This window comes from Bacillus sp. JNUCC-22 (assembly GCF_018861275.1).
Taxonomy (GTDB): domain Bacteria; phylum Bacillota; class Bacilli; order Bacillales; family Bacillaceae; genus Bacillus; species Bacillus velezensis.
In genome coordinates this window covers 2,188,917-2,208,237 of sequence record NZ_CP076408.1, presented here as the reverse complement: position 1 = coordinate 2,208,237, position 19,321 = coordinate 2,188,917, and the positions used below count along the sequence as shown (strand labels likewise).

The window sequence follows — 19,321 nt, the reverse complement described above, 5'->3', positions numbered from 1 at the left end:
GGGGCGCGGAATGCATAAGTTAAAAATGGCCGTCATAACGGCAATGGCGGTGCTCCTCCTGTCCGGCTGTCTGTACCCTGAAGCGGAAAAAACTGAAAATAAAGTATCTTACAAACATCAGCTTCAGCAGGTGCAAGCGGCAGTGGATGAATTTAAAAAGGCGAACGGCGGACTTCTGCCGATTCAGACAAAAGATATGAAAACACCGCTCTATCAAAAATATCCGATAGATTTTAAGCGGCTCGCGCCCAGATACATAGAGGAGCCGCCGGCCTCAGCTTATGAAAGCGGTGGAATGTACCAATACGTGCTTGTCGATGTGGAAAATAAGCCGACCGTCAAGCTGGTCGATCTCCAAATGGCGGAAGCAATCCGCGACATGAAGCTGCGTGTCAAAATGTATCAGGAAAAGCATACATATCCTCCCTATGAGGACGCCGTTTCAAAAGGGCTGTTCACTTTAAATAAAAAAAAGCTCGGCATGAAAGACTCTCCTTCAGTCAAAAGTCCGGTTTCAGGCACGTCTCTGCCGCTTTTAATCGGCGCTGACGGAGAAATCTATGCCGACTATCGCGTCGATCTCGCCCGCTGCCTGAAGGAAAACAAAAAGAAAATCAAACCGGGCGCGGAAATTCAAGATATTTTATGGAAAGAGACTCCTTTCGTCCCGGCCTTTTCAGTCACATACACCGTAAATGAAAAACAGGAACCCGTTTTTTTAGAAAGTCAAACGAAACAGGAATGAACCTTTTTCCCGCGCATACAAATAGGGAGAAAGGTTTTTTTGATTTTGATAGAACAGACTGCCTGAAAATTTTCTAAAGATGTCATATTGAAATAGGACAACGTCATACACATATAGTGTCCTGTATTTGATTGGAGAATGGTGAATGAAAAATGATAAGGATAGGAAGTCCGGGAGGGGATCACTTGGAAAAGGTCGATATTTTCAAGGATATCGCTGAACGAACAGGGGGCGATATATACTTAGGAGTCGTTGGCGCTGTCCGTACAGGGAAATCTACATTCATTAAAAAATTTATGGAGCTCGTGGTGCTCCCGAATATCAGCAATGAGGCCGATCGAGCGCGGGCGCAGGATGAGCTTCCGCAAAGCGCAGCAGGAAAAACGATAATGACCACAGAACCAAAATTTGTCCCGAATCAAGCCATGTCCGTTCATGTCGCGGAAGGACTTGATGTCAACATCCGTCTTGTGGATTGTGTGGGATATACGGTTCCCGGGGCGAAGGGATATGAGGATGAAAACGGCCCGAGAATGATCAATACACCTTGGTACGAAGAACCGATTCCCTTTCATGAGGCAGCGGAAATCGGTACGAGAAAAGTCATCCAGGAACACTCCACAATCGGGGTCGTCATTACGACAGACGGCTCAATCGGCGATATTGCGCGGGGCGATTACGTGGAAGCGGAAGAAAGAGTCATCGACGAGCTGAAGGAAGTCGGCAAACCGTTTATTATGGTCATCAACTCGGTAAAACCGTACCACCCGGAAACAGAAGCGCTCAGAGCTGAATTAAGCGCGAAATATGATATTCCCGTCCTCGCCATGAGTGTTGAAAGCATGCGGGAAACAGATGTGTTAAGCGTCCTCAGAGAAGCGCTTTACGAGTTCCCTGTGCTGGAAGTCAATGTCAACCTTCCGAGCTGGGTCATGGTGCTGAAAGAAAATCACTGGCTCAGAGAGAGCTACCAGGAATCAGTGAAAGAAACCGTAAAAGATATTAAACGCCTGCGTGATGTCGACCGGGTTGTCGGCCACTTCAGTGAATTTGAGTTTATTGAAAGCGCCGGTCTGGCCGGAATCGAACTTGGCCAGGGTGTCGCAGAAATTGATTTGTATGCGCCGGATCATTTATATGACCAGATTTTAAAAGAAGTTGTCGGTGTTGAAATCCGCGGGAAAGACCACCTGCTTGAATTAATGCAGGACTTCGCCCACGCGAAAAAAGAATATGATCAGGTATCAGATGCGCTGAAAATGGTGAAACAGACCGGCTACGGCATTGCCGCCCCGGCCTTAGCCGATATGAGCCTTGATGAACCGGAAATCATCAGACAGGGATCAAGGTTCGGAGTAAGGCTCAAAGCGGTCGCTCCGTCCATTCATATGATCAAAGTGGATGTGGAAAGTGAATTCGCGCCGATCATCGGGACGGAAAAACAAAGTGAAGAACTTGTCCGTTACTTAATGCAGGACTTTGAAGATGATCCGCTTTCTATCTGGAACTCCGATATTTTCGGCAGATCATTGAGCTCTATCGTAAGAGAAGGAATCTCCGCAAAACTGTCACTCATGCCGGAAAATGCGAGATATAAACTGAAAGAAACGCTGGAGAGAATTATTAACGAAGGCTCAGGCGGCCTGATCGCCATTATTTTGTAAGCTGAAGGACCTCTTCCTGAAACGGGGGGTCTTTTTTTATTCTTTTTAGATACTGGAAATCAATCAAGGATTAGGAGGAAAAAAGCAAAAAAAGGAATATTTGTTCGGTAAAACACGTGAAAACCTTGACGAGCAAGGGATTGAGGCTTTAAAATGCTTGATATGGCTTTTTATATGTGTTACTCTACATACAGAAAATCTTCACTTTGTTGGACAAACATTCCTCAAAGTGTCTGTTTTCTTTTGAAAAGCCGTTTACTTGTCTGTTCTTCCCTGCTTTGATTTTTTATCAGACAGGTTTAGAATCAGGCTGAACTGTGAAGAAATGATAATAAACTGCTGATTTGATACCCTTTTGGGAGGAGGTGAAAGGCATGAACAAGACAGAACTAATCAATGCGGTTGCTGAAGCAAGCGAATTGTCTAAAAAAGACGCTACAAAAGCAGTTGATTCTGTTTTTGATACGATTTTAGATGCACTTAAAAACGGTGATAAAATCCAACTGATCGGTTTCGGTAACTTTGAGGTGCGCGAGCGCTCTGCACGTAAAGGACGTAACCCGCAAACAGGTGAAGAAATCGAAATCCCTGCAAGCAAGGTACCTGCTTTCAAACCAGGTAAAGCTCTTAAAGACGCTGTTGCAGGAAAATAATTGTGAATATAGATCGTGTATGCATCTGATACATACACTTTGTTTCTTCACAGAAAAGCCCCTTGATAAAGGGGCTTTTCATATTTAAGCAGCCTCGGTCACCGGGCAGGACTTTCGTTTTGCTTTTGGCGCGGCAAATGTGCTAGAATCGAAATTAAATGTATTCAATGGTGGAGGACACAGACAATGAAAGAAGTTAATAAAGAACAGATTGAACAGGCGGTTCGCCAGATTTTAGAGGCGATTGGAGAAGACCCGGACCGGGAAGGGCTTTTAGATACGCCGAAACGCGTGGCAAAAATGTACGCGGAAGTATTCTCGGGATTAAATGAAGACCCGAAAGAACACTTTAAAACCGTTTTCGGAGAAGACCATGAGGAGCTTGTTCTTGTAAAAGATATCGCGTTTCATTCCATGTGTGAACATCACCTTGTTCCTTTTTACGGAAAAGCGCATATTGCCTACATTCCGCGCGGCGGCAAAGTGACGGGCCTGAGTAAATTGGCGCGGGCGGTGGAAGCCGTCTCAAAACGCCCGCAGCTGCAGGAGCGCATCACTTCAACGATTGCAGAAAGCATCGTAGAGACCTTAGATCCCCACGGCGTCATGGTTGTCGTCGAAGCTGAGCATATGTGCATGACGATGAGGGGCGTAAGAAAGCCGGGTGCAAAAACAGTGACTTCCGCTGTAAGAGGTATTTTTAAAGATGACGCAGCGGCGCGTTCCGAAGTGTTAGAACATATTAAACGTGCGGATTAATAATGATAGAGGGTGCAGATATGAATTCAAAGCATTCAAGTGATTTTGTCGTCATTAAAGCGGTCGAGGACGGCGTGAACGTTATCGGTTTAACGAGAGGAACGGATACGAAATTTCACCATTCCGAAAAACTGGACAAAGGCGAAGTGATTATCGCTCAGTTTACTGAGCATACCTCTGCCATCAAAGTGAGAGGCAACGCCCTCATCCAGACCGCTTACGGAGAAATAAACAGCGAAAAAAAATAAGCCGGCTGTTTCCCGCTTTTGCCAAATGCCCGCAAACGGCGGGAGAATACAGCCAATTTCTTTTTTTTATGCTATAATGATACCTGCGTATAATAATGGCGAGTAAATCTCATACATATTAGAATAAATGTGAATTTGGGGACAAGGGTGATATTTTTGCAAGACATCTACGGAACTTTAGCGAATCTAAATACGAAATTAAAACAAAAGCTGTCTCATCCTTATTTAGCGAAACATATTTCTGCGCCTAAAATCGATGAGGATAAGCTTCTTCTTTTTCACGCTTTGTTTGAAGAGGCGGACATTAAGAACAACGACAGAGAAAATTACATAGTAACTGCGATGCTTGTCCAAAGCGCCCTTGATACCCACGATGAAGTGACAACAGCCAGAGCGTTAAAGCGAGACGAAAATAAAAACCGGCAGCTCACCGTGCTTGCCGGCGACTATTTCAGCGGACTGTATTATTCGCTTTTATCTGAAATGAAGGATATCTATATGATTCGGACGCTCGCTACGGCAATTAAAGAAATCAATGAGCATAAAATCCGTCTGTACGATCGGTCTGTCAATGACTTGAATCAATTGATCGAAAGCATGGCGATTGTGGAAGCGGCCCTGTTTCACAGAGTGTCAGACCACTTTAATCTTCCGCGCTGGAAAGAGCTGGCGAGTGATTTTTTTGTATATAAGCGGCTGATGAACGGCAATGCTATATTTCTCGATGTCATCGGCAATATTGTAAAGTCAGGGAAATCAAAGGCTGACATAATGGAAGATAGCTTCCGAAAGGCAAAGCAAAGCATTGAAACGCTGCTGCCGCTCAATTCACCAATCCAAAACCTAATGCTGAACCGGCTTAAAGCGATCAGCCAGGACAAAACATATCATCAGAAAGTGGAAGAAGGGTAATCAACATGCAGGAGTCAAAAGAACAGCGCGTACACGGCGTGTTTGAAAAAATCTATAAAAATTATGACCAAATGAACTCTGTTATCAGTTTTCAGCAGCATAAAAAATGGCGCGATAAAACGATGCAGATCATGAATGTAAAAGAAGGCGCAAAAGCGCTGGATGTCTGCTGCGGAACTGCTGACTGGACGATTGCCCTCGCAGAAGCGGCCGGAAAAAGCGGCGAAATCAAAGGACTGGATTTCAGCAAAAATATGCTGAGCATCGGTGAGAAAAAAGTGAAAGAGGGCGGTTACAGCCAAATTGAGCTTTTGCACGGAAATGCGATGGAGCTTCCTTTCGCTGATGATTCTTTTGATTTTGTCACCATCGGCTTCGGGCTGCGGAACGTTCCCGACTATCTGACCGTGCTGAAAGAAATGCGGCGGGTCGTCAAACCGGGCGGACAGGTCGTATGTCTGGAAACATCCCAGCCGGAAATGTTCGGATTCAGACAGGCATATTTTCTTTATTTTAAATACATCATGCCTTTCTTCGGAAAAATGTTTGCGAAGAGCTATAAAGAATATTCTTGGCTTCAAGAATCGGCAAGAGAATTTCCCGGTATGAAAGAACTTGCCCGTCTGTTTGAAGAAGCGGGCCTGACGAATGTCAAATACCATTCGTTTACCGGCGGAGTGGCTGCTACGCATATCGGTTGGAAATAATGAATATACAGATGTTTGGGTGAATGATATGAAATTTAAAATGGCCTATTCTTTTTTAAATGACGATATTGATGTGATCGAAAGGGAGCTTGAGCAAACGGTGCGGTCAGACTATCCCTTGCTGAGTGAAGCCGGGCTCCACCTGCTCCAGGCGGGCGGCAAGCGGATCCGCCCTGTTTTCGTATTGCTTTCCGGCATGTTCGGCGACTATGACATTAATAAAATAAAATATGTTGCGGTGACGCTGGAAATGATTCATATGGCGTCCCTCGTGCATGACGACGTCATTGATGACGCCGAGCTGCGGAGGGGAAAACCGACCATCAAAGCCAAGTGGGACAACCGCATCGCCATGTATACCGGTGATTATATGCTTGCGGGCTCACTTGAGATGATGACGAGATTGGATGAGCCGAAAGCCCACCGGATCCTGTCCAAAACCATCGTAGAAGTATGCCTCGGAGAAATTGAACAGATCAGAGATAAATACAATATGGAACAAAACCTCAGAACCTATTTGCGCCGCATCAAACGGAAAACGGCTCTTCTCATTGCCGTCAGCTGCCAGCTCGGCGCCATCGCTTCGGGAGCTGATGAGAAGATTCACAAAGCATTATATTGGTTCGGTTATTACGTGGGCATGTCCTATCAGATTATTGACGACATTCTTGATTTCACTTCAACGGAAGAGGAACTGGGAAAACCGGTCGGAGGGGATCTGCTGCAAGGAAATGTCACTCTGCCCGTTTTGTACGCGCTCCGTCAGCCTGAATTGAAAAATCAGCTGAAATTAATTAACAGTGAAACAACACAGGAGCAGCTCGCCCCCATTATTGAAAATATTAAACGCACAGACGCGATTGAAAAATCAATGGCCGTCAGTGACAGGTACTTAAAAAAAGCGTTTGAAAAACTGAATACACTGCCGAGAGGACGTGCGCGCTCATCATTGGCCGCCATCGCCAAATATATCGGCAAACGGAAATTTTAAATTCCTTTTACGAACAAGATGTGAACATTCTCCGCCCTGGATTGATTAATTGTCAGAAAGATGTTACGATTTCGGTGTGCAACTTGAAAGCCTATACATAATGATGGGGTGGAGAATCTTATGGAAAAAACTTTTATCATGGTAAAACCGGACGGCGTACAGCGCCAGCTGATCGGAGAGATTTTATCCAGATTTGAGCGTAAGGGCTTACAATTGGCAGGAGCCAAGCTAATGCAAGTTTCAGAACAGATGGCTGAAACCCATTATGCTGAACATAAAGGGAAGCCGTTTTTCGGCGAGCTTGTGGAATTCATTACATCAGGACCCGTATTTGCAATGGTATGGGAAGGGGAAAATGTAGTAGAGATCACAAGACAGCTGATCGGAAAAACGAACCCGAAAGATGCACTGCCGGGCACAATCCGCGGTGACTATGGCATGTTTGTCGGCAAAAATATCATTCACGGTTCAGACTCCTTAGAAAGCGCTGAGCGGGAAATTCACATTTTCTTTAAACAGGAAGAGCTTGTACCGTATCAAAAATTAATGGCCGACTGGGTGTACTAAGCCGTCAGCCTTTCTTTTTCTCGTATTATGAAAAGGTTTACATCATTTATGAAAGACAGAGGCTGCGCTGCCCTGTCTTTTCGTTTCTTACAAATCAGCCCGCGGGCTGATTTTTTTATTGAAATCGTACAATTTCGACAGAAAACAGGCTATACTAGGACAAAAGACAGCGAGATTGGGAGAGAAGCAATGGAGCCTTACGACATTTTTATCACCAAGTGGAAACAAATAACCGGCGTTGATTTATCTTTATACAAAGAAGCACAGATGAAAAGGCGGCTGACGTCCCTTTATGAAAAGAAGGGGTTCAGAGATTTTCAGGAATTTGCCGCCGCTTTGGAAAAGGACAAGCTTTTATTAAACGAAACATTGGACAGAATGACGATCAATGTTTCTGAATTTTACCGAAATTATAAACGGTGGGAAGTTCTTGAAACCTCAATTCTCCCATTAATAAAGCATAACAAACCGTTAAAAATATGGAGTGCGGCCTGTTCAACGGGAGAGGAGCCCTATACTTTGGCGATGATTCTCAATCAGCAGACGGGACTGGCCGGATTTGATATATTGGCGACAGATATTGATGAAAAGGCGCTAAGCAAAGCCAAGCGGGGCATCTATCAGGAACGCTCGCTGCAAGAGGTGCCGGCTTCCGTGAAAAGCCGTTATTTCACTAAGCAGGCTGACAACAGTTATCAAGTAAAACAAGAGATTCAGAACAACATCCGGTTTAAGCGGCACAACCTGCTTGCCGACAGCTATGAACAGGATTTTGATCTGATCGTCTGCCGCAACGTCTTTATTTATTTTACTGAAAAAGCAAAAGAAGAGCTGTATGTGAAAATGGCGGGCAGTCTGAAAAAGAACGGAATTCTGTTTGTCGGCAGTACAGAACAAATTTTCAGCCCGGAAAAATTCGGCCTTGAGAGCACTGATACATTTTTTTATCAAAAAAGATAGAAGACATTTAATGAAAACTTGTGGTATAGTTTTACTTAAAAGCGTTAATGCGATGAAGGGAGAAGAAAGAAATGAGATACTTAACAGCCGGAGAATCACACGGTCCGCAGCTGACGACAATTATAGAAGGTGTGCCTGCGGGGCTTTATATAACTGAAGAAGACATTAATTTTGAGCTTGCCAGACGTCAAAAAGGGCACGGCCGCGGACGCCGCATGCAGATTGAAACGGACAGAGCGAAGATCACAAGCGGCGTGCGGCATGCCCGGACACTCGGTTCACCGATCGCGCTCGTTGTAGAAAATAAAGACTGGACCCACTGGACAAAAATTATGGGCGCCGCACCGATTACAGAAGAAGAAGAAAGTGAAATGAAACGCCAGATTTCAAGACCGAGACCGGGACACGCAGATTTGAACGGTGCTATTAAGTATAATCACCGTGATATGAGAAATGTGTTAGAACGATCTTCCGCGCGTGAGACAACGGTTCGCGTGGCTGCCGGAGCCGTCGCTAAAAAGATTTTAGCTGAGCTTGGCATTAAAGTCGCCGGACATGTCCTGCAAATCGGCAGCGTAAAAGCAGAGAAAACCGATTACACATCCATTGAGGATCTCAAACGGGTAACGGAAGAATCACCGGTCAGATGCTACGATGAAGAAGCAGGCCGTCAAATGATGGCAGCCATTGATGAAGCGAAGGCAAACGGCGACTCGATCGGCGGAATCGTTGAAGTGATCGTCGAAGGCATGCCGGTCGGTGTCGGAAGCTATGTCCACTATGACCGTAAGCTGGACAGCAAGCTCGCTGCTGCCGTTCTGTCGATTAACGCGTTTAAAGGCGTAGAGTTCGGCATCGGTTTTGAAGCGGCCGGCAAAAACGGCAGTGAAGTTCATGATGAAATCGTATGGGATGAAGAGAAAGGCTATACACGCGCCACAAACAGGCTCGGAGGATTAGAAGGCGGTATGACGACGGGAATGCCGATTGTCGTCCGCGGCGTTATGAAACCGATCCCTACTTTGTACAAGCCGCTGAAAAGCGTCGACATTGAAACGAAAGAACCGTTTACAGCGAGCATTGAACGTTCAGACAGCTGCGCGGTTCCGGCAGCAAGTGTAGTGGCTGAAGCAGCAGTGGCCTGGGAAATCGCAAATGCCGTCGTAGAACAATTCGGGCTTGACCAGATCGACCGAATTAAAGAAAATGTTGAAAACATGAAAAAATTATCGAGGGAATTCTGATGAAAGAGCTTGAGGTTCGGACAGCTTCCTCCGCATATCCCGTGTATATCGGTGAAGGTATAAGGAAACAGGCCGCTGCCCTTTTGTCTTCACTGAACAGGCCGCTGACAAAGATCCTTCTCATCATTGATGCTGAAGTTGACCGGCTTTACGGTGATGAGATATTCCGGCTTTTAAACGAAACATGGCCCGTGAAAAAAGTGATCGTTCCAAGCGGAGAAGAAGCGAAATCTCTAAAAGAGTATGAACGGATTCAAACGGAAGCGATCGCTTTCCATATGGACCGCTCCTCATGTATGATTGCCTTCGGAGGCGGCGTGACGGGTGATTTGGCCGGCTTTTGCGCAGCAACTTTTATGCGCGGAATTGATTTCATTCAAATGCCGACAACACTGCTTGCCCATGACAGCGCGGTCGGCGGCAAGGTGGCCGTCAATCATAAACTCGGAAAGAACTTAATCGGCGCGTTTTATCAGCCGAAAGCGGTGATTTACGATACGGAGCTACTGAAAACCCTGCCGGAACAAGAGCTGAGATCGGGCATGGCTGAAGTGATCAAACACGCGTTTATCGCCGATCATGCTTTTTTAGAAAAACTTCTCACGTTTGACACGTTGCAAGGACTGACAAGCGCTGAGCTGAATGAAATGATTTATAAAGGAATTTCAATCAAATCGGCCGTCGTGCGTGAGGACGAAAAGGAAGAGGGGATAAGAGCTTTTCTGAATTTCGGCCATACGCTCGGCCATGCCGTTGAGGCGGAATACGGCTACGGACGGATTACACATGGAGATGCGGTCGCCCTCGGCATGCAGTTTGCCCTTTACGTGAGTGAACAGGTTGCGGGTTGCAAGATGAACAGGAAAGAACTTACACAATGGCTGATTGGGCTCGGCTACCCGGGAAGCATCAGACAAGATATTGAAACGCCGGTTCTCTCCGCCCGGATGATGAATGATAAAAAAACGCGCGGAGGCATGACACAGTTTATCGTGTTAAAGGAATTAGGCGAAGCGCGGGACTGCATGCTTTCAAAAGATGAGCTCGAAAATTTGCTGAACAAATGGCGAATGGAGGAAACAGCATGATGATACGCGGCATTCGCGGAGCAACAACGGTGGAACAAGACACCGAACAAGAAATTTTAGAAAAAACACAGCAGCTGCTTGAAAAAATCATTGAACAAAATGGATGCAAGCCGGAAGACGTTGTACAGATCCTGTTATCCGCCACGCCTGATATCCATTCCGTATTTCCGGCAAAAGCGGTCCGCCGCCTTTCCGGGTGGCAGTACGTCCCGGTGACGTGCATGCAGGAAATGGATGTTACCGGCGCTCTGCAAAAGTGTATCCGTGTCCTGATGACGGTTCAGACGGATACGCCTCAGGATGAAATCAAGCATGTCTATTTAGAAAAAGCCGTTGTGTTAAGGCCGGATTTATCATTGACAAAAAATACTGACATGTAATACGATAAACAAAGCTTAGAAATACACAAGAGTGTGTATAGAGCTGGTAAGTAAGATATTGAACAGTTGAGTTTAGAATAGGGTAGCAGAGAATGAGTTTAGCTGAGCTGAGATAAACACGTTTTTATTCTGCCCAAAAGAAGCCTTTCTTTTGGGTTTATTTCTTATACGCAAGACTCCTCTCACTCTTCATCTCATTCTCCTTACCGTAAGGAGGAGAATCATGAATTTACAATCGGATGTTTCTTTATTTTTAAAGGACAGTCTGACACACCGCACCATTCCAATCGCAGAGACTTTTACGGTCGACACGATCACACCCATTCAGATGGTTGAAAAACTGGACAGAAACATTACGTATCTTTTAGAAAGCAAGGATGAGTCGTCAAGCTGGTCGAGATACTCTTTTATCGGCCTCGATCCTTTTATCACCATTAAAGAGAGTCATAACACATTCACTGCCGCTGATCCAAACGGGCATACGCTGTTTAAAGCCGGAGAATTAAAAGCCGTGCTTGACTGGATGAATGAGAGCTTCCGCATTAAAACACCCGAGCTTGATATCCCATTTTCGGGAGGGGCGGTCGGTTATCTGAGCTATGACATGATTCCTTTGATTGAGCCTTCCGTGCCAAGCCACGCGAAAGTAACAGATTTCGAAAAATGTATGCTGTTTGTCTGTCGGAAAATCATCGCGTACGACCACGAAATGAAACAAGTGCATTTCATTCAATATGCGGCGCTTAACGGCCGGGAGACGGAGGAAGAAAAGCGGGCCGTTTTTAAAGAAAATTGCGCGGAGCTTCGTAAGCTTATCGGTATTTTGACAGAATCGAAAGATATGAAAGAGCCGTTTTTTTCTAAAGAAACGTTTGACACGCCAAGTTTTGCCGCTGTGACATCCAATTATACGAAAGAAGAGTTTATGGCCGGCGTCAATAAACTGAAAGAATATATAAAAGCGGGAGACATTTTTCAAGGGGTGCTTTCGCAAAAGTTTGACATTCCGGTATCCAGACATTCATTTGAACTGTACAGGGTGCTCCGCATCGTCAATCCTTCACCTTATATGTACTATATCAAACTGCCTGACAGAGACATTGTCGGGAGTTCGCCTGAACGTCTGATCCGCGTGCATGACAGGCACCTGGAAATTCATCCGATTGCCGGAACGAGAAGAAGGGGCGCCGGAAAAGAAGAGGATGAACGCCTGAAAAAAGAGCTGATGAATGACGAAAAAGAAAAAGCTGAACATTACATGCTCGTCGATCTTGCGCGCAATGACATCGGCAGAGTTGCGGAGTACGGTTCCGTAGCCGTTCCGGAATTCACAAAGGTCGTTTCTTTTTCACATGTGATGCACATCATCTCTGTTGTAACCGGCCGTTTAAAACAGGGCGTCCATCCCGTTGACGCGCTGATGTCAGCATTCCCGGCAGGAACACTCACGGGCGCTCCGAAAATCCGCGCGATGCAGCTTTTAAATGAATTAGAACCGACTTCCAGAGAAACCTACGGCGGATGTATCGCTTATATCGGATTTGACGGGTCGATTGATTCGTGTATTACCATCCGCACCATGAGTGTCAAAAACGGTACGGCGTCGGTGCAGGCGGGCGCGGGAATAGTCGCCGATTCCGTCCCGGAAGCCGAATATGAAGAAAGCTGTAACAAAGCGGGGGCGCTTTTAAAAACGATTCAAATCGCAGAAGACATCTTTTCTGGCGGGGAGGAGAAGACGGATGAACAAATTTCTGCAATCGTGCGTTAATGGCCGTACGCTGAAAACCGGAGAAGCCGAAAAGCTGATGGAGATGATGATGAACGGGGACATGTCGCAGTCTGAGATCGGCGGGATTTTATCGGTGTTAGCCCACCGAGGTGAAACGGCGGAGGAGCTTGCCGGATTTGTAAAAGTGATGCGGGCGCGGGCACAGACATCAGGTGGCTTGGCGGATGTCGTTGATACGTGCGGAACAGGCGGAGACGGGATTTCTACGTTTAACATATCCACGGCAGCGGCAATTACAGCTTCTGCCGCCGGAGCTAAAGTTGCCAAGCACGGAAATCGCTCCGTTTCGTCTAAAAGCGGCAGCGCGGATGTGCTGGAAAAGCTGGGGGTTTCCATTCAAGCCACTCCAGAAAGCGTTAAACGCAGCATTGAAATGAAACAAATGGGGTTTTTGTTTGCGCCGCTGTTTCATTCGTCAATGAAGCACGTCGCCGCCGCAAGAAAAGAGCTTGGCTTCCGAACCGTATTTAATCTGCTGGGCCCGCTCAGCAACCCGCTGCAGGTGAAGCGGCAGGTGATCGGCGTCTATTCATTAGATAAAGCGCGCCTGATGGCAAGCGCGTTGGAACAATTTGATGTCAGACACGTCATGCTTGTGTCGGCCCGTGACGGATTAGATGAACTGTCCATCTCAGCACCGACCGATATCATTGAACTGAAAAACGGTGAACGTCTGGAATATTCCGTTTCACCTGAACAATTCGGTTTTACAGAAGGTTCACTAAAGGATATTCAAGTGAGTTCATCGGAAGAAAGCGCGCTCCTCATTCAGAATATTTTTGCAAATAAAGCTCCGTCATCCGCTCTGCATATTACCGCCTTAAATGCGGGCGCGGCCATTTATACGGCAGGTCTTGCAAACGATCTGAAAGAAGGAACGAAAACCGCCTTAGAAGCGATTCAAAACGGAGATGCCAAAAGGCAGCTCGAACGTCTGAAACAGAAAGAGGAAGAAATGTATGCTTGATCAAATCATTCAGCAGAAAAAAGAAGAAATCAAATCCATCGTGCTGCCGGAAACCTGTCAAATTGAACGGAGATCCTTTAAAAAAGCGCTCCAGAACCCGAACCGTTTTATCGGGCTGATTGCCGAAGTGAAAAAAGCTTCGCCGTCTAAAGGATTGATTAAAGAGCATTTTGTTCCGGAAACGATTGCGGCGGATTATGAAGCGGCTAAAGCCGACGCCCTTTCAGTTCTCACGGATACCCGTTTTTTTCAGGGGAGAAATCAATTTCTGACAGATGTTAAACAAACCGTGTCTCTTCCCGTGCTGAGAAAAGATTTTATTATTGATTCCCTTCAGGTGGAGGAATCGTTCAGGATCGGCGCCGATGCCATTTTGCTGATCGGGGAAGCGCTGGAACCTTCAGAGCTTCATGAGCTTTATCTGGAAGCCCGCGAGAAGGGCATGGACGTTCTCGTTGAAGTCCATGATGAAACTGTGCTTGAACGGATTTTACAAGTGTTTCAGCCGGACATTCTCGGCATAAACAACCGGGACTTAAAAACGTTCCGTACTTCTGTTTCGCAAACGGAAAAAATAGCGCAGCTTGTACCGGACGGCTGTCTGCTGGTCAGCGAAAGCGGCATCGGTTCTTTGGCTGACCTGCAATTCGTCAACAAGCACGGGGCGCAGGCTGTATTGGTCGGAGAATCCTTAATGAGAGAGGATTCGCAGCAAAAGGCGATCCGCGGACTGTTCGGGGAGTGACGATATGAAAAAGCCTGAGGTAAAGTACTGCGGAATACGATCGAAGCGTGATTACGAACTTGCGGCAGCTTCAGGAGCGGATTATCTGGGATTTATTTTTGCCGCAAGCAAACGGAGAGTAACGCCGGGTGAGGTCAGGAAATGGAAAGAGAAGGTCCTGACAGACAAGAAACATGTCGGTGTATTTGTAAATGAAACGATAGAAAACATCGCGCAAATCGCCTCTGATCTGGCACTTGACGTCATCCAGCTTCACGGTGATGAATCGCCTGAGGATGCCCGCCGCCTCCGTCCGCTTGTGCGCTCGGAAATATGGAAAGCGCTCCATCACGGGGAAGGGACGCTTCGTCAGATGGCTCAATTTGCACCTGCTGTCGACGGCTATGTCATTGATTCTTCAGTAAAAGGAATGAGAGGCGGCACGGGAATCGCGTTTTCATGGGCTCGTGTCCCCTTGTACCGAAAGCAGGCTCAAAATGCAAACAAGCGCTGTTTTATCGCGGGCGGCGTTAATCCTGAAACGATTACCGGCTTACTGAGATCGCGTCCGTGCGGTATAGATCTTGCCAGCGGAATTGAAAAAAACGGACAAAAGGATCAAACACTGATCCGGCTTTTAGAAGAAAGGATGAACCACTATGTATCCATATCCAAATGAAATCGGAAGATACGGCGAATTCGGCGGCAAATTTGTCCCTGAAACATTGATGCGGCCCCTTGAGGAAATCGAAACGGCTTTCAAAGAATTAAAGAATGATCCCGTTTTTCATGCCGAATATAAAAAGCTATTGTTTGATTACTCCGGAAGACCGACCGCATTAACGTTCGCAGACAGGGTGTCAGAGTATTTGGGAGGGGCGAAAATCTATCTGAAAAGAGAAGATTTAAACCATACCGGCTCTCATAAAATTAACAACGCGTTAGGCCAGATTCTGCTTGCCAAAAAGATGGGCAAAACGAAAATCATCGCCGAAACCGGTGCGGGACAGCACGGTGTGGCTGCCGCAACAGCCGCTGCAAAATTCGGTTTTAAGTGTACGGTTTTTATGGGTGAAGAAGACGTTGCGCGCCAGTCGCTGAACGTATTCCGGATGAAACTGCTCGGCGCGGAAGTGGTGCCGGTCACAAGCGGCAACGGCACGCTGAAAGATGCGACGAATGAGGCGATCAGGTATTGGGTCCAGCATTGTGAAGATCATTTCTACCTTATCGGTTCTGTAGTGGGGCCGCATCCGTATCCGTATATCGTTCGCGAATTTCAGAAAATCATCGGCGAGGAAGCGAAAGAACAGCTCCGCCGGGTTGAAGGAACACTCCCGGACAAGGTTGTTGCATGTGTCGGCGGCGGAAGCAATGCGATGGGCATATTTCAGGCCTTTTTAGACGAAGATATTGAGCTGATCGGCGCCGAGGCGGCGGGAAAAGGAATTGATACGCCGCTGCATGCGGCAACGATCGCAAAAGGGACGCTCGGGGTGATTCACGGTTCAATGACCTATTTAATACAAGATGAATACGGGCAGATTATCGAACCGTATTCCATTTCAGCCGGCCTTGATTACCCGGGGATCGGCCCTGAGCACGCCTATCTGCATAAAAGCGGCCGTGTAACGTACGAAAGCGTGACAGACGATGAAGCGATTGCCGCGTTACGTCTGCTTTCTGAAACAGAAGGTATTCTTCCGGCTATTGAATCTGCCCACGCCCTGGCAAAAGCGTTTAAAATGGCAAAAGACATGGATAAAGACAAAATCATTCTCGTCAGTTTATCAGGAAGAGGAGATAAAGATGTTCATACGCTGATGAATGTTTTGGAAAACGGGGTGGAGACACATGTTTAATCTGCGAGATTCTGAAAAATTATTTATCCCTTTTATTACGGCTGGCGATCCGCTTCCTGACATTTCTGTTGAGCTGGCAATATCATTGCAGAATGCAGGCGCTTCTGCCCTTGAAATCGGCGTTCCTTACACAGATCCGCTTGCGGACGGACCCGTCATACAACGGGCTTCAAAACGGGCTCTGGAAAACGGAATGAATATCGTAAAAGCAATTGAACTTGGCGGCAAAATGAAAAAAAACGGCGTTCATATTCCAATTATCCTCTTTACGTATTATAATCCTGTGTTACAATTAGAAAAAGAATACTTTTTCGCTTTACTGCGGGAAAACGACATAGACGGTCTGCTTGTACCCGACCTTCCATTAGAGGAAAGCGCCCTTTTGCAAATGACATGCAAAAAGGAGAACATCGCTTATATCTCACTGGTTGCGCCGACAAGTGAAGACCGTTTGAAAATAATTACTGAACAGGCCTGCGGCTTTGTGTATTGTGTATCCTCTTTAGGAGTGACGGGCGTACGCAGCGAATTCGATCCGTCTGTATACTCTTTCATACGTAAGGTGAAAGAATTCAGCCCCGTTCCGGTGGCGGTCGGTTTTGGCATTTCAAACCGCAAACAGGTTGACGGGATGAATGAAATATCTGACGGTGTTGTTGTCGGCAGCGCGCTTGTCAAAAAAGTTGAAGAGCTTAAAACAAAGCTTGTGAATCCCGGAACAAGAGCTGATGCGCTTCTTGAATTTGAAGAATACGCAAAGACGTTCGGACGACTGTACAGTGTAAAATGAGGTGACTGGATTTGCAGATTAAAGAACAGCTGCGGCAGCTGAAACCGTATCAGCCGGGCAAACCAATAGAAGAAGTGAAAATGGAATACGGGCTTGAGAAAGTAGTAAAACTCGCTTCTAACGAAAATCCGTTCGGCTGTTCACAGGCCGCTAAAGATGCGCTGCATCAGGAGATTGAGCAGCTTGCGCTGTATCCCGACGGTTACAGTGCCGCTTTGAGAACACGGCTCAGTGAGCATCTGCAGGTCAGTGAATCTTCGATCATTTTCGGCAACGGCTCTGATGAGCTTGTGCAGATTATCTGCCGTTCTTTATTAAATGATCAGGCAAACACGATTACCGCCGCCCCGACTTTCCCGCAATACAGACACAATGCGGTGATTGAAGGCGCTGAGGTGCGCGAGGTTCCGCTCCGCAGTGACGGCGCTCATGATTTGGACCGGATGCTGGAAGCAATTGACGGCGAGACGAAAGTCATATGGGTATGCAACCCCAATAATCCGACGGGGACATATACTTCTGAGCAAGAGCTAATTGCCTTTTTAAACAGAGTTCCCGAGCATATACTCGTTGTACTTGATGAAGCTTACTACGAGTATGTTACGGCGGAAGATTACCCAGAAAGCATTCCGCTTTTAAAGCAATATCCGAATGTTATGATCCTCCGCACCTTCTCTAAAGCGTACGGACTTGCCGCGCTGCGCGTCGGATACGGCATTGCGGACGAAGCACTGATCCGCCAGATTGAACCGGCGAGAGAGCCGTTCAATACGAGCAGAATCGGTCAGGCTTCGGCACTGGCAGCGCTTGATGACCAGACATTTATTCAGGAATGCGTCGAGAAAAATAAAGCAGGCCTTAAGCAGTATTATGATTTTGCAGAAACTCACGGATTAACTTGTTATCCTTCACAAACCAACTTTGTGCTCATTGATTTTAACCGCCCGGCGGATGAACTGTTCCAAGCCCTGTTGGAAAAAGGATATATCGTCCGCTCAGGACAGGCGCTCGGATTTCCGACAGCGTTAAGGATTACGGTCGGTACGAAAGAGCAGAATGAGGAAATTCTCACAATTTTAGCTGAAATATTATAAGAGGTGATCAGGCATCACCTCTTTGCTCTATTAAAATAGTTGAAAAAGGAAATGAGTGAAATGAAGGATACTATATTGCTTGCGGGGATCGGGCTGATTGGCGGATCGATCGCATTGGCCATCAAAAAGGAGCATCCGCATAAACGGATTATCGGTGTGGATATTTCGGAAGAACAGCTCACTGCCGCGCTGAAGCTCGGAATTATTGACGAGCGGGCCGGCTCATTTACGGAAGGGGCGCAGCAAGCGTCTGTTGTCATTATCGCCACGCCTGTCGCCCAAACGCTGAAAATGCTCGATGTGCTGGCCGCATCAGACATCACCCATGAACTCCTGATTACGGATGTGGGCAGCACGAAACAGAAAGTCGTCAGCTACGCCGACAAAGTGCTTCCGGCTCACTATCAATTTGTCGGCGGCCATCCGATGGCGGGATCTCATAAATCCGGGGCCGCTGCCGCGAAAGAATTTTTATTCGAAAATGCGTTTTATATTTTAACACCCGGAAAATCAACTTCTAAAGAGTCAGTAACGCATCTGAAGGAACTTTTGAAAGCGGCAAACGCCCACTTTGTGGAGATGACCCCCGAGGAGCATGACGGCGTAACGAGCGTCATCAGCCATTTCCCTCATATCGTTGCTGCAAGCCTCGTACATCAGGCTCATCATGCTGAAGAAGATTATCCGTTTTTGACACGTTTCGCAGCCGGCGGTTTTCGGGACATCACCAGGATCGCCTCAAGCAGTCCGGCGATGTGGAGGGACATACTTCTTCATAACAAAGATAAACTGCTTGACCGCTTCAAAGAATGGAAACGGGAGATTGACACGATCGAGTCTTATGTAGAAAATGAAGATGCGGACAGCCTGTTCGGATATTTTAAAAAAGCGAAAGATTATCGCGACGGTCTGCCGCTCCGTCAAAAAGGAGCGATCCCGTCCTTTTATGACCTTTATGTCGATGTTCCCGATCATCCGGGGGTCATTTCGGAAATTACGGCGATATTGGCAGAAGAAAAAATCAGTATCACCAACATCCGCATTATCGAAACAAGAGAAGATATTAACGGAATTCTCAGAATCAGTTTCCAGACTGATGATGACCGGAAGCGTGCGGAAACCTGCATTCAATCCCGCGCCAAATATGACACATTTTACGCTGACTGAGGTGGAA

At 46.7% G+C, this 19,321-nt stretch carries 21 protein-coding genes; all 21 read left to right on the top strand.

Annotated features, from left to right (window positions below):
* Positions 1-10 precede the first annotated feature (10 nt).
* The 21 genes from JNUCC22_RS10630 to JNUCC22_RS10530 all read left to right on the top strand — a co-directional run bounded on the left by JNUCC22_RS10630 (position 11) and on the right by JNUCC22_RS10530 (position 19,314).
* A complete protein-coding gene (locus JNUCC22_RS10630) occupies positions 11-745 on the top strand; it encodes a hypothetical protein (RefSeq protein ID WP_007409453.1) in 735 nt (244 codons plus the stop codon).
* Positions 746-930: 185 nt separating this feature from the next.
* Positions 931-2,409, top strand: a complete 1,479-nt coding sequence (gene spoIVA, locus JNUCC22_RS10625) for a stage IV sporulation protein A (protein WP_007409454.1) — start codon at positions 931-933, stop codon at positions 2,407-2,409.
* Positions 2,410-2,783: 374 nt separating this feature from the next.
* The gene (gene hbs, locus JNUCC22_RS10620) at positions 2,784-3,062 is read left to right on the top strand and encodes a non-specific DNA-binding protein Hbs (protein ID WP_003153447.1); all 279 of its coding nucleotides are present in this window, start codon (positions 2,784-2,786) and stop codon (positions 3,060-3,062) included.
* Positions 3,063-3,248: 186 nt separating this feature from the next.
* Positions 3,249-3,821: a GTP cyclohydrolase I FolE gene (folE, locus tag JNUCC22_RS10615; protein ID WP_003153448.1), complete on the top strand. Its 573-nt coding sequence runs from the start codon at positions 3,249-3,251 to the stop codon at positions 3,819-3,821.
* 20 nt (positions 3,822-3,841) lie between these two features.
* The gene (gene mtrB / locus JNUCC22_RS10610) at positions 3,842-4,069 is read left to right on the top strand and encodes a trp RNA-binding attenuation protein MtrB (protein WP_094031808.1); all 228 of its coding nucleotides are present in this window, start codon (positions 3,842-3,844) and stop codon (positions 4,067-4,069) included.
* Positions 4,070-4,225: 156 nt separating this feature from the next.
* On the top strand, positions 4,226-4,981 hold the full coding sequence (gene hepS / locus JNUCC22_RS10605) for a heptaprenyl diphosphate synthase component 1 (protein WP_007409455.1): 756 nt from the start codon (positions 4,226-4,228) through the stop codon (positions 4,979-4,981).
* Between the two features lie 5 nt (positions 4,982-4,986).
* The gene (gene menG / locus JNUCC22_RS10600; protein WP_003153453.1) at positions 4,987-5,688 is read left to right on the top strand and encodes a demethylmenaquinone methyltransferase; all 702 of its coding nucleotides are present in this window, start codon (positions 4,987-4,989) and stop codon (positions 5,686-5,688) included.
* A gap of 28 nt (positions 5,689-5,716) precedes the next feature.
* Entirely contained in the window at positions 5,717-6,679 is a 963-nt protein-coding gene (gene hepT / locus JNUCC22_RS10595; RefSeq protein ID WP_003153454.1) for a heptaprenyl diphosphate synthase component II, read from the top strand.
* A gap of 120 nt (positions 6,680-6,799) precedes the next feature.
* On the top strand, positions 6,800-7,246 hold the full coding sequence (ndk, locus tag JNUCC22_RS10590) for a nucleoside-diphosphate kinase (RefSeq protein ID WP_012117865.1): 447 nt from the start codon (positions 6,800-6,802) through the stop codon (positions 7,244-7,246).
* A gap of 189 nt (positions 7,247-7,435) precedes the next feature.
* Positions 7,436-8,206 carry a protein-glutamate O-methyltransferase gene (locus JNUCC22_RS10585; protein WP_012117864.1) on the top strand — a complete coding sequence of 257 codons (771 nt, stop codon included), beginning with the start codon at positions 7,436-7,438 and terminating at the stop codon, positions 8,204-8,206.
* Positions 8,207-8,277: 71 nt separating this feature from the next.
* Positions 8,278-9,450 (top strand): chorismate synthase, encoded by a 1,173-nt coding sequence (gene aroC, locus JNUCC22_RS10580; RefSeq protein WP_003153459.1) that lies wholly within the window; start codon positions 8,278-8,280, stop codon positions 9,448-9,450.
* Entirely contained in the window at positions 9,450-10,538 is a 1,089-nt protein-coding gene (gene aroB, locus JNUCC22_RS10575) for a 3-dehydroquinate synthase (RefSeq protein WP_216061706.1), read from the top strand. Before aroC ends, aroB begins: the two co-directional genes overlap by 1 nt.
* Entirely contained in the window at positions 10,535-10,918 is a 384-nt protein-coding gene (gene aroH / locus JNUCC22_RS10570) for a chorismate mutase (protein WP_003153463.1), read from the top strand. The genes aroB and aroH overlap by 4 nt, the downstream gene beginning before the upstream one ends.
* 223 nt (positions 10,919-11,141) lie before the next feature.
* Positions 11,142-12,689, top strand: a complete 1,548-nt coding sequence (trpE, locus tag JNUCC22_RS10565) for an anthranilate synthase component I (protein ID WP_216061705.1) — start codon at positions 11,142-11,144, stop codon at positions 12,687-12,689.
* Complete coding sequence (gene trpD / locus JNUCC22_RS10560; RefSeq protein WP_216061704.1) at positions 12,661-13,677, top strand: anthranilate phosphoribosyltransferase; 1,017 nt, start codon at positions 12,661-12,663, stop codon at positions 13,675-13,677. Before trpE ends, trpD begins: the two co-directional genes overlap by 29 nt.
* Entirely contained in the window at positions 13,670-14,422 is a 753-nt protein-coding gene (gene trpC / locus JNUCC22_RS10555; RefSeq protein WP_012117859.1) for an indole-3-glycerol phosphate synthase TrpC, read from the top strand. Before trpD ends, trpC begins: the two co-directional genes overlap by 8 nt.
* Positions 14,423-14,426: 4 nt before the next feature.
* Entirely contained in the window at positions 14,427-15,080 is a 654-nt protein-coding gene (locus JNUCC22_RS10550; RefSeq protein ID WP_012117858.1) for a phosphoribosylanthranilate isomerase, read from the top strand.
* Positions 15,061-16,263, top strand: a complete 1,203-nt coding sequence (gene trpB / locus JNUCC22_RS10545; protein ID WP_015240101.1) for a tryptophan synthase subunit beta — start codon at positions 15,061-15,063, stop codon at positions 16,261-16,263. Before JNUCC22_RS10550 ends, trpB begins: the two co-directional genes overlap by 20 nt.
* Positions 16,256-17,053, top strand: a complete 798-nt coding sequence (gene trpA, locus JNUCC22_RS10540; protein ID WP_007409464.1) for a tryptophan synthase subunit alpha — start codon at positions 16,256-16,258, stop codon at positions 17,051-17,053. The genes trpB and trpA overlap by 8 nt, the downstream gene beginning before the upstream one ends.
* 11 nt (positions 17,054-17,064) lie before the next feature.
* A complete protein-coding gene (gene hisC / locus JNUCC22_RS10535; RefSeq protein ID WP_043021738.1) occupies positions 17,065-18,147 on the top strand; it encodes a histidinol-phosphate transaminase in 1,083 nt (360 codons plus the stop codon).
* Between the two features lie 51 nt (positions 18,148-18,198).
* A complete protein-coding gene (locus tag JNUCC22_RS10530) occupies positions 18,199-19,314 on the top strand; it encodes a prephenate dehydrogenase (protein ID WP_033574764.1) in 1,116 nt (371 codons plus the stop codon).
* Positions 19,315-19,321: the final 7 nt, after the last annotated feature.

What these genes read in the sequence shown, in the direction of transcription:
- JNUCC22_RS10630 (WP_007409453.1), top strand. Translation starts at nt 11, where the DNA reads ATGCATAAGTTAAAAATGGCCGTCATAACGGCAATGGCGGTGCTCCTC.
- hbs (WP_003153447.1), top strand. Translation starts at nt 2,784, where the DNA reads ATGAACAAGACAGAACTAATCAATGCGGTTGCTGAAGCAAGCGAATTG.
- folE (WP_003153448.1), top strand. Translation starts at nt 3,249, where the DNA reads ATGAAAGAAGTTAATAAAGAACAGATTGAACAGGCGGTTCGCCAGATT.
- mtrB (WP_094031808.1), top strand. Translation starts at nt 3,842, where the DNA reads ATGAATTCAAAGCATTCAAGTGATTTTGTCGTCATTAAAGCGGTCGAG.
- menG (WP_003153453.1), top strand. Translation starts at nt 4,987, where the DNA reads ATGCAGGAGTCAAAAGAACAGCGCGTACACGGCGTGTTTGAAAAAATC.
- hepT (WP_003153454.1), top strand. Translation starts at nt 5,717, where the DNA reads ATGAAATTTAAAATGGCCTATTCTTTTTTAAATGACGATATTGATGTG.
- ndk (WP_012117865.1), top strand. Translation starts at nt 6,800, where the DNA reads ATGGAAAAAACTTTTATCATGGTAAAACCGGACGGCGTACAGCGCCAG.
- JNUCC22_RS10585 (WP_012117864.1), top strand. Translation starts at nt 7,436, where the DNA reads ATGGAGCCTTACGACATTTTTATCACCAAGTGGAAACAAATAACCGGC.
- aroC (WP_003153459.1), top strand. Translation starts at nt 8,278, where the DNA reads ATGAGATACTTAACAGCCGGAGAATCACACGGTCCGCAGCTGACGACA.
- aroB (WP_216061706.1), top strand. Translation starts at nt 9,450, where the DNA reads ATGAAAGAGCTTGAGGTTCGGACAGCTTCCTCCGCATATCCCGTGTAT.
- aroH (WP_003153463.1), top strand. Translation starts at nt 10,535, where the DNA reads ATGATGATACGCGGCATTCGCGGAGCAACAACGGTGGAACAAGACACC.
- trpE (WP_216061705.1), top strand. Translation starts at nt 11,142, where the DNA reads ATGAATTTACAATCGGATGTTTCTTTATTTTTAAAGGACAGTCTGACA.
- trpD (WP_216061704.1), top strand. Translation starts at nt 12,661, where the DNA reads ATGAACAAATTTCTGCAATCGTGCGTTAATGGCCGTACGCTGAAAACC.
- trpC (WP_012117859.1), top strand. Translation starts at nt 13,670, where the DNA reads ATGCTTGATCAAATCATTCAGCAGAAAAAAGAAGAAATCAAATCCATC.
- JNUCC22_RS10550 (WP_012117858.1), top strand. Translation starts at nt 14,427, where the DNA reads ATGAAAAAGCCTGAGGTAAAGTACTGCGGAATACGATCGAAGCGTGAT.
- trpB (WP_015240101.1), top strand. Translation starts at nt 15,061, where the DNA reads ATGTATCCATATCCAAATGAAATCGGAAGATACGGCGAATTCGGCGGC.
- trpA (WP_007409464.1), top strand. Translation starts at nt 16,256, where the DNA reads ATGTTTAATCTGCGAGATTCTGAAAAATTATTTATCCCTTTTATTACG.
- JNUCC22_RS10530 (WP_033574764.1), top strand. Translation starts at nt 18,199, where the DNA reads ATGAGTGAAATGAAGGATACTATATTGCTTGCGGGGATCGGGCTGATT.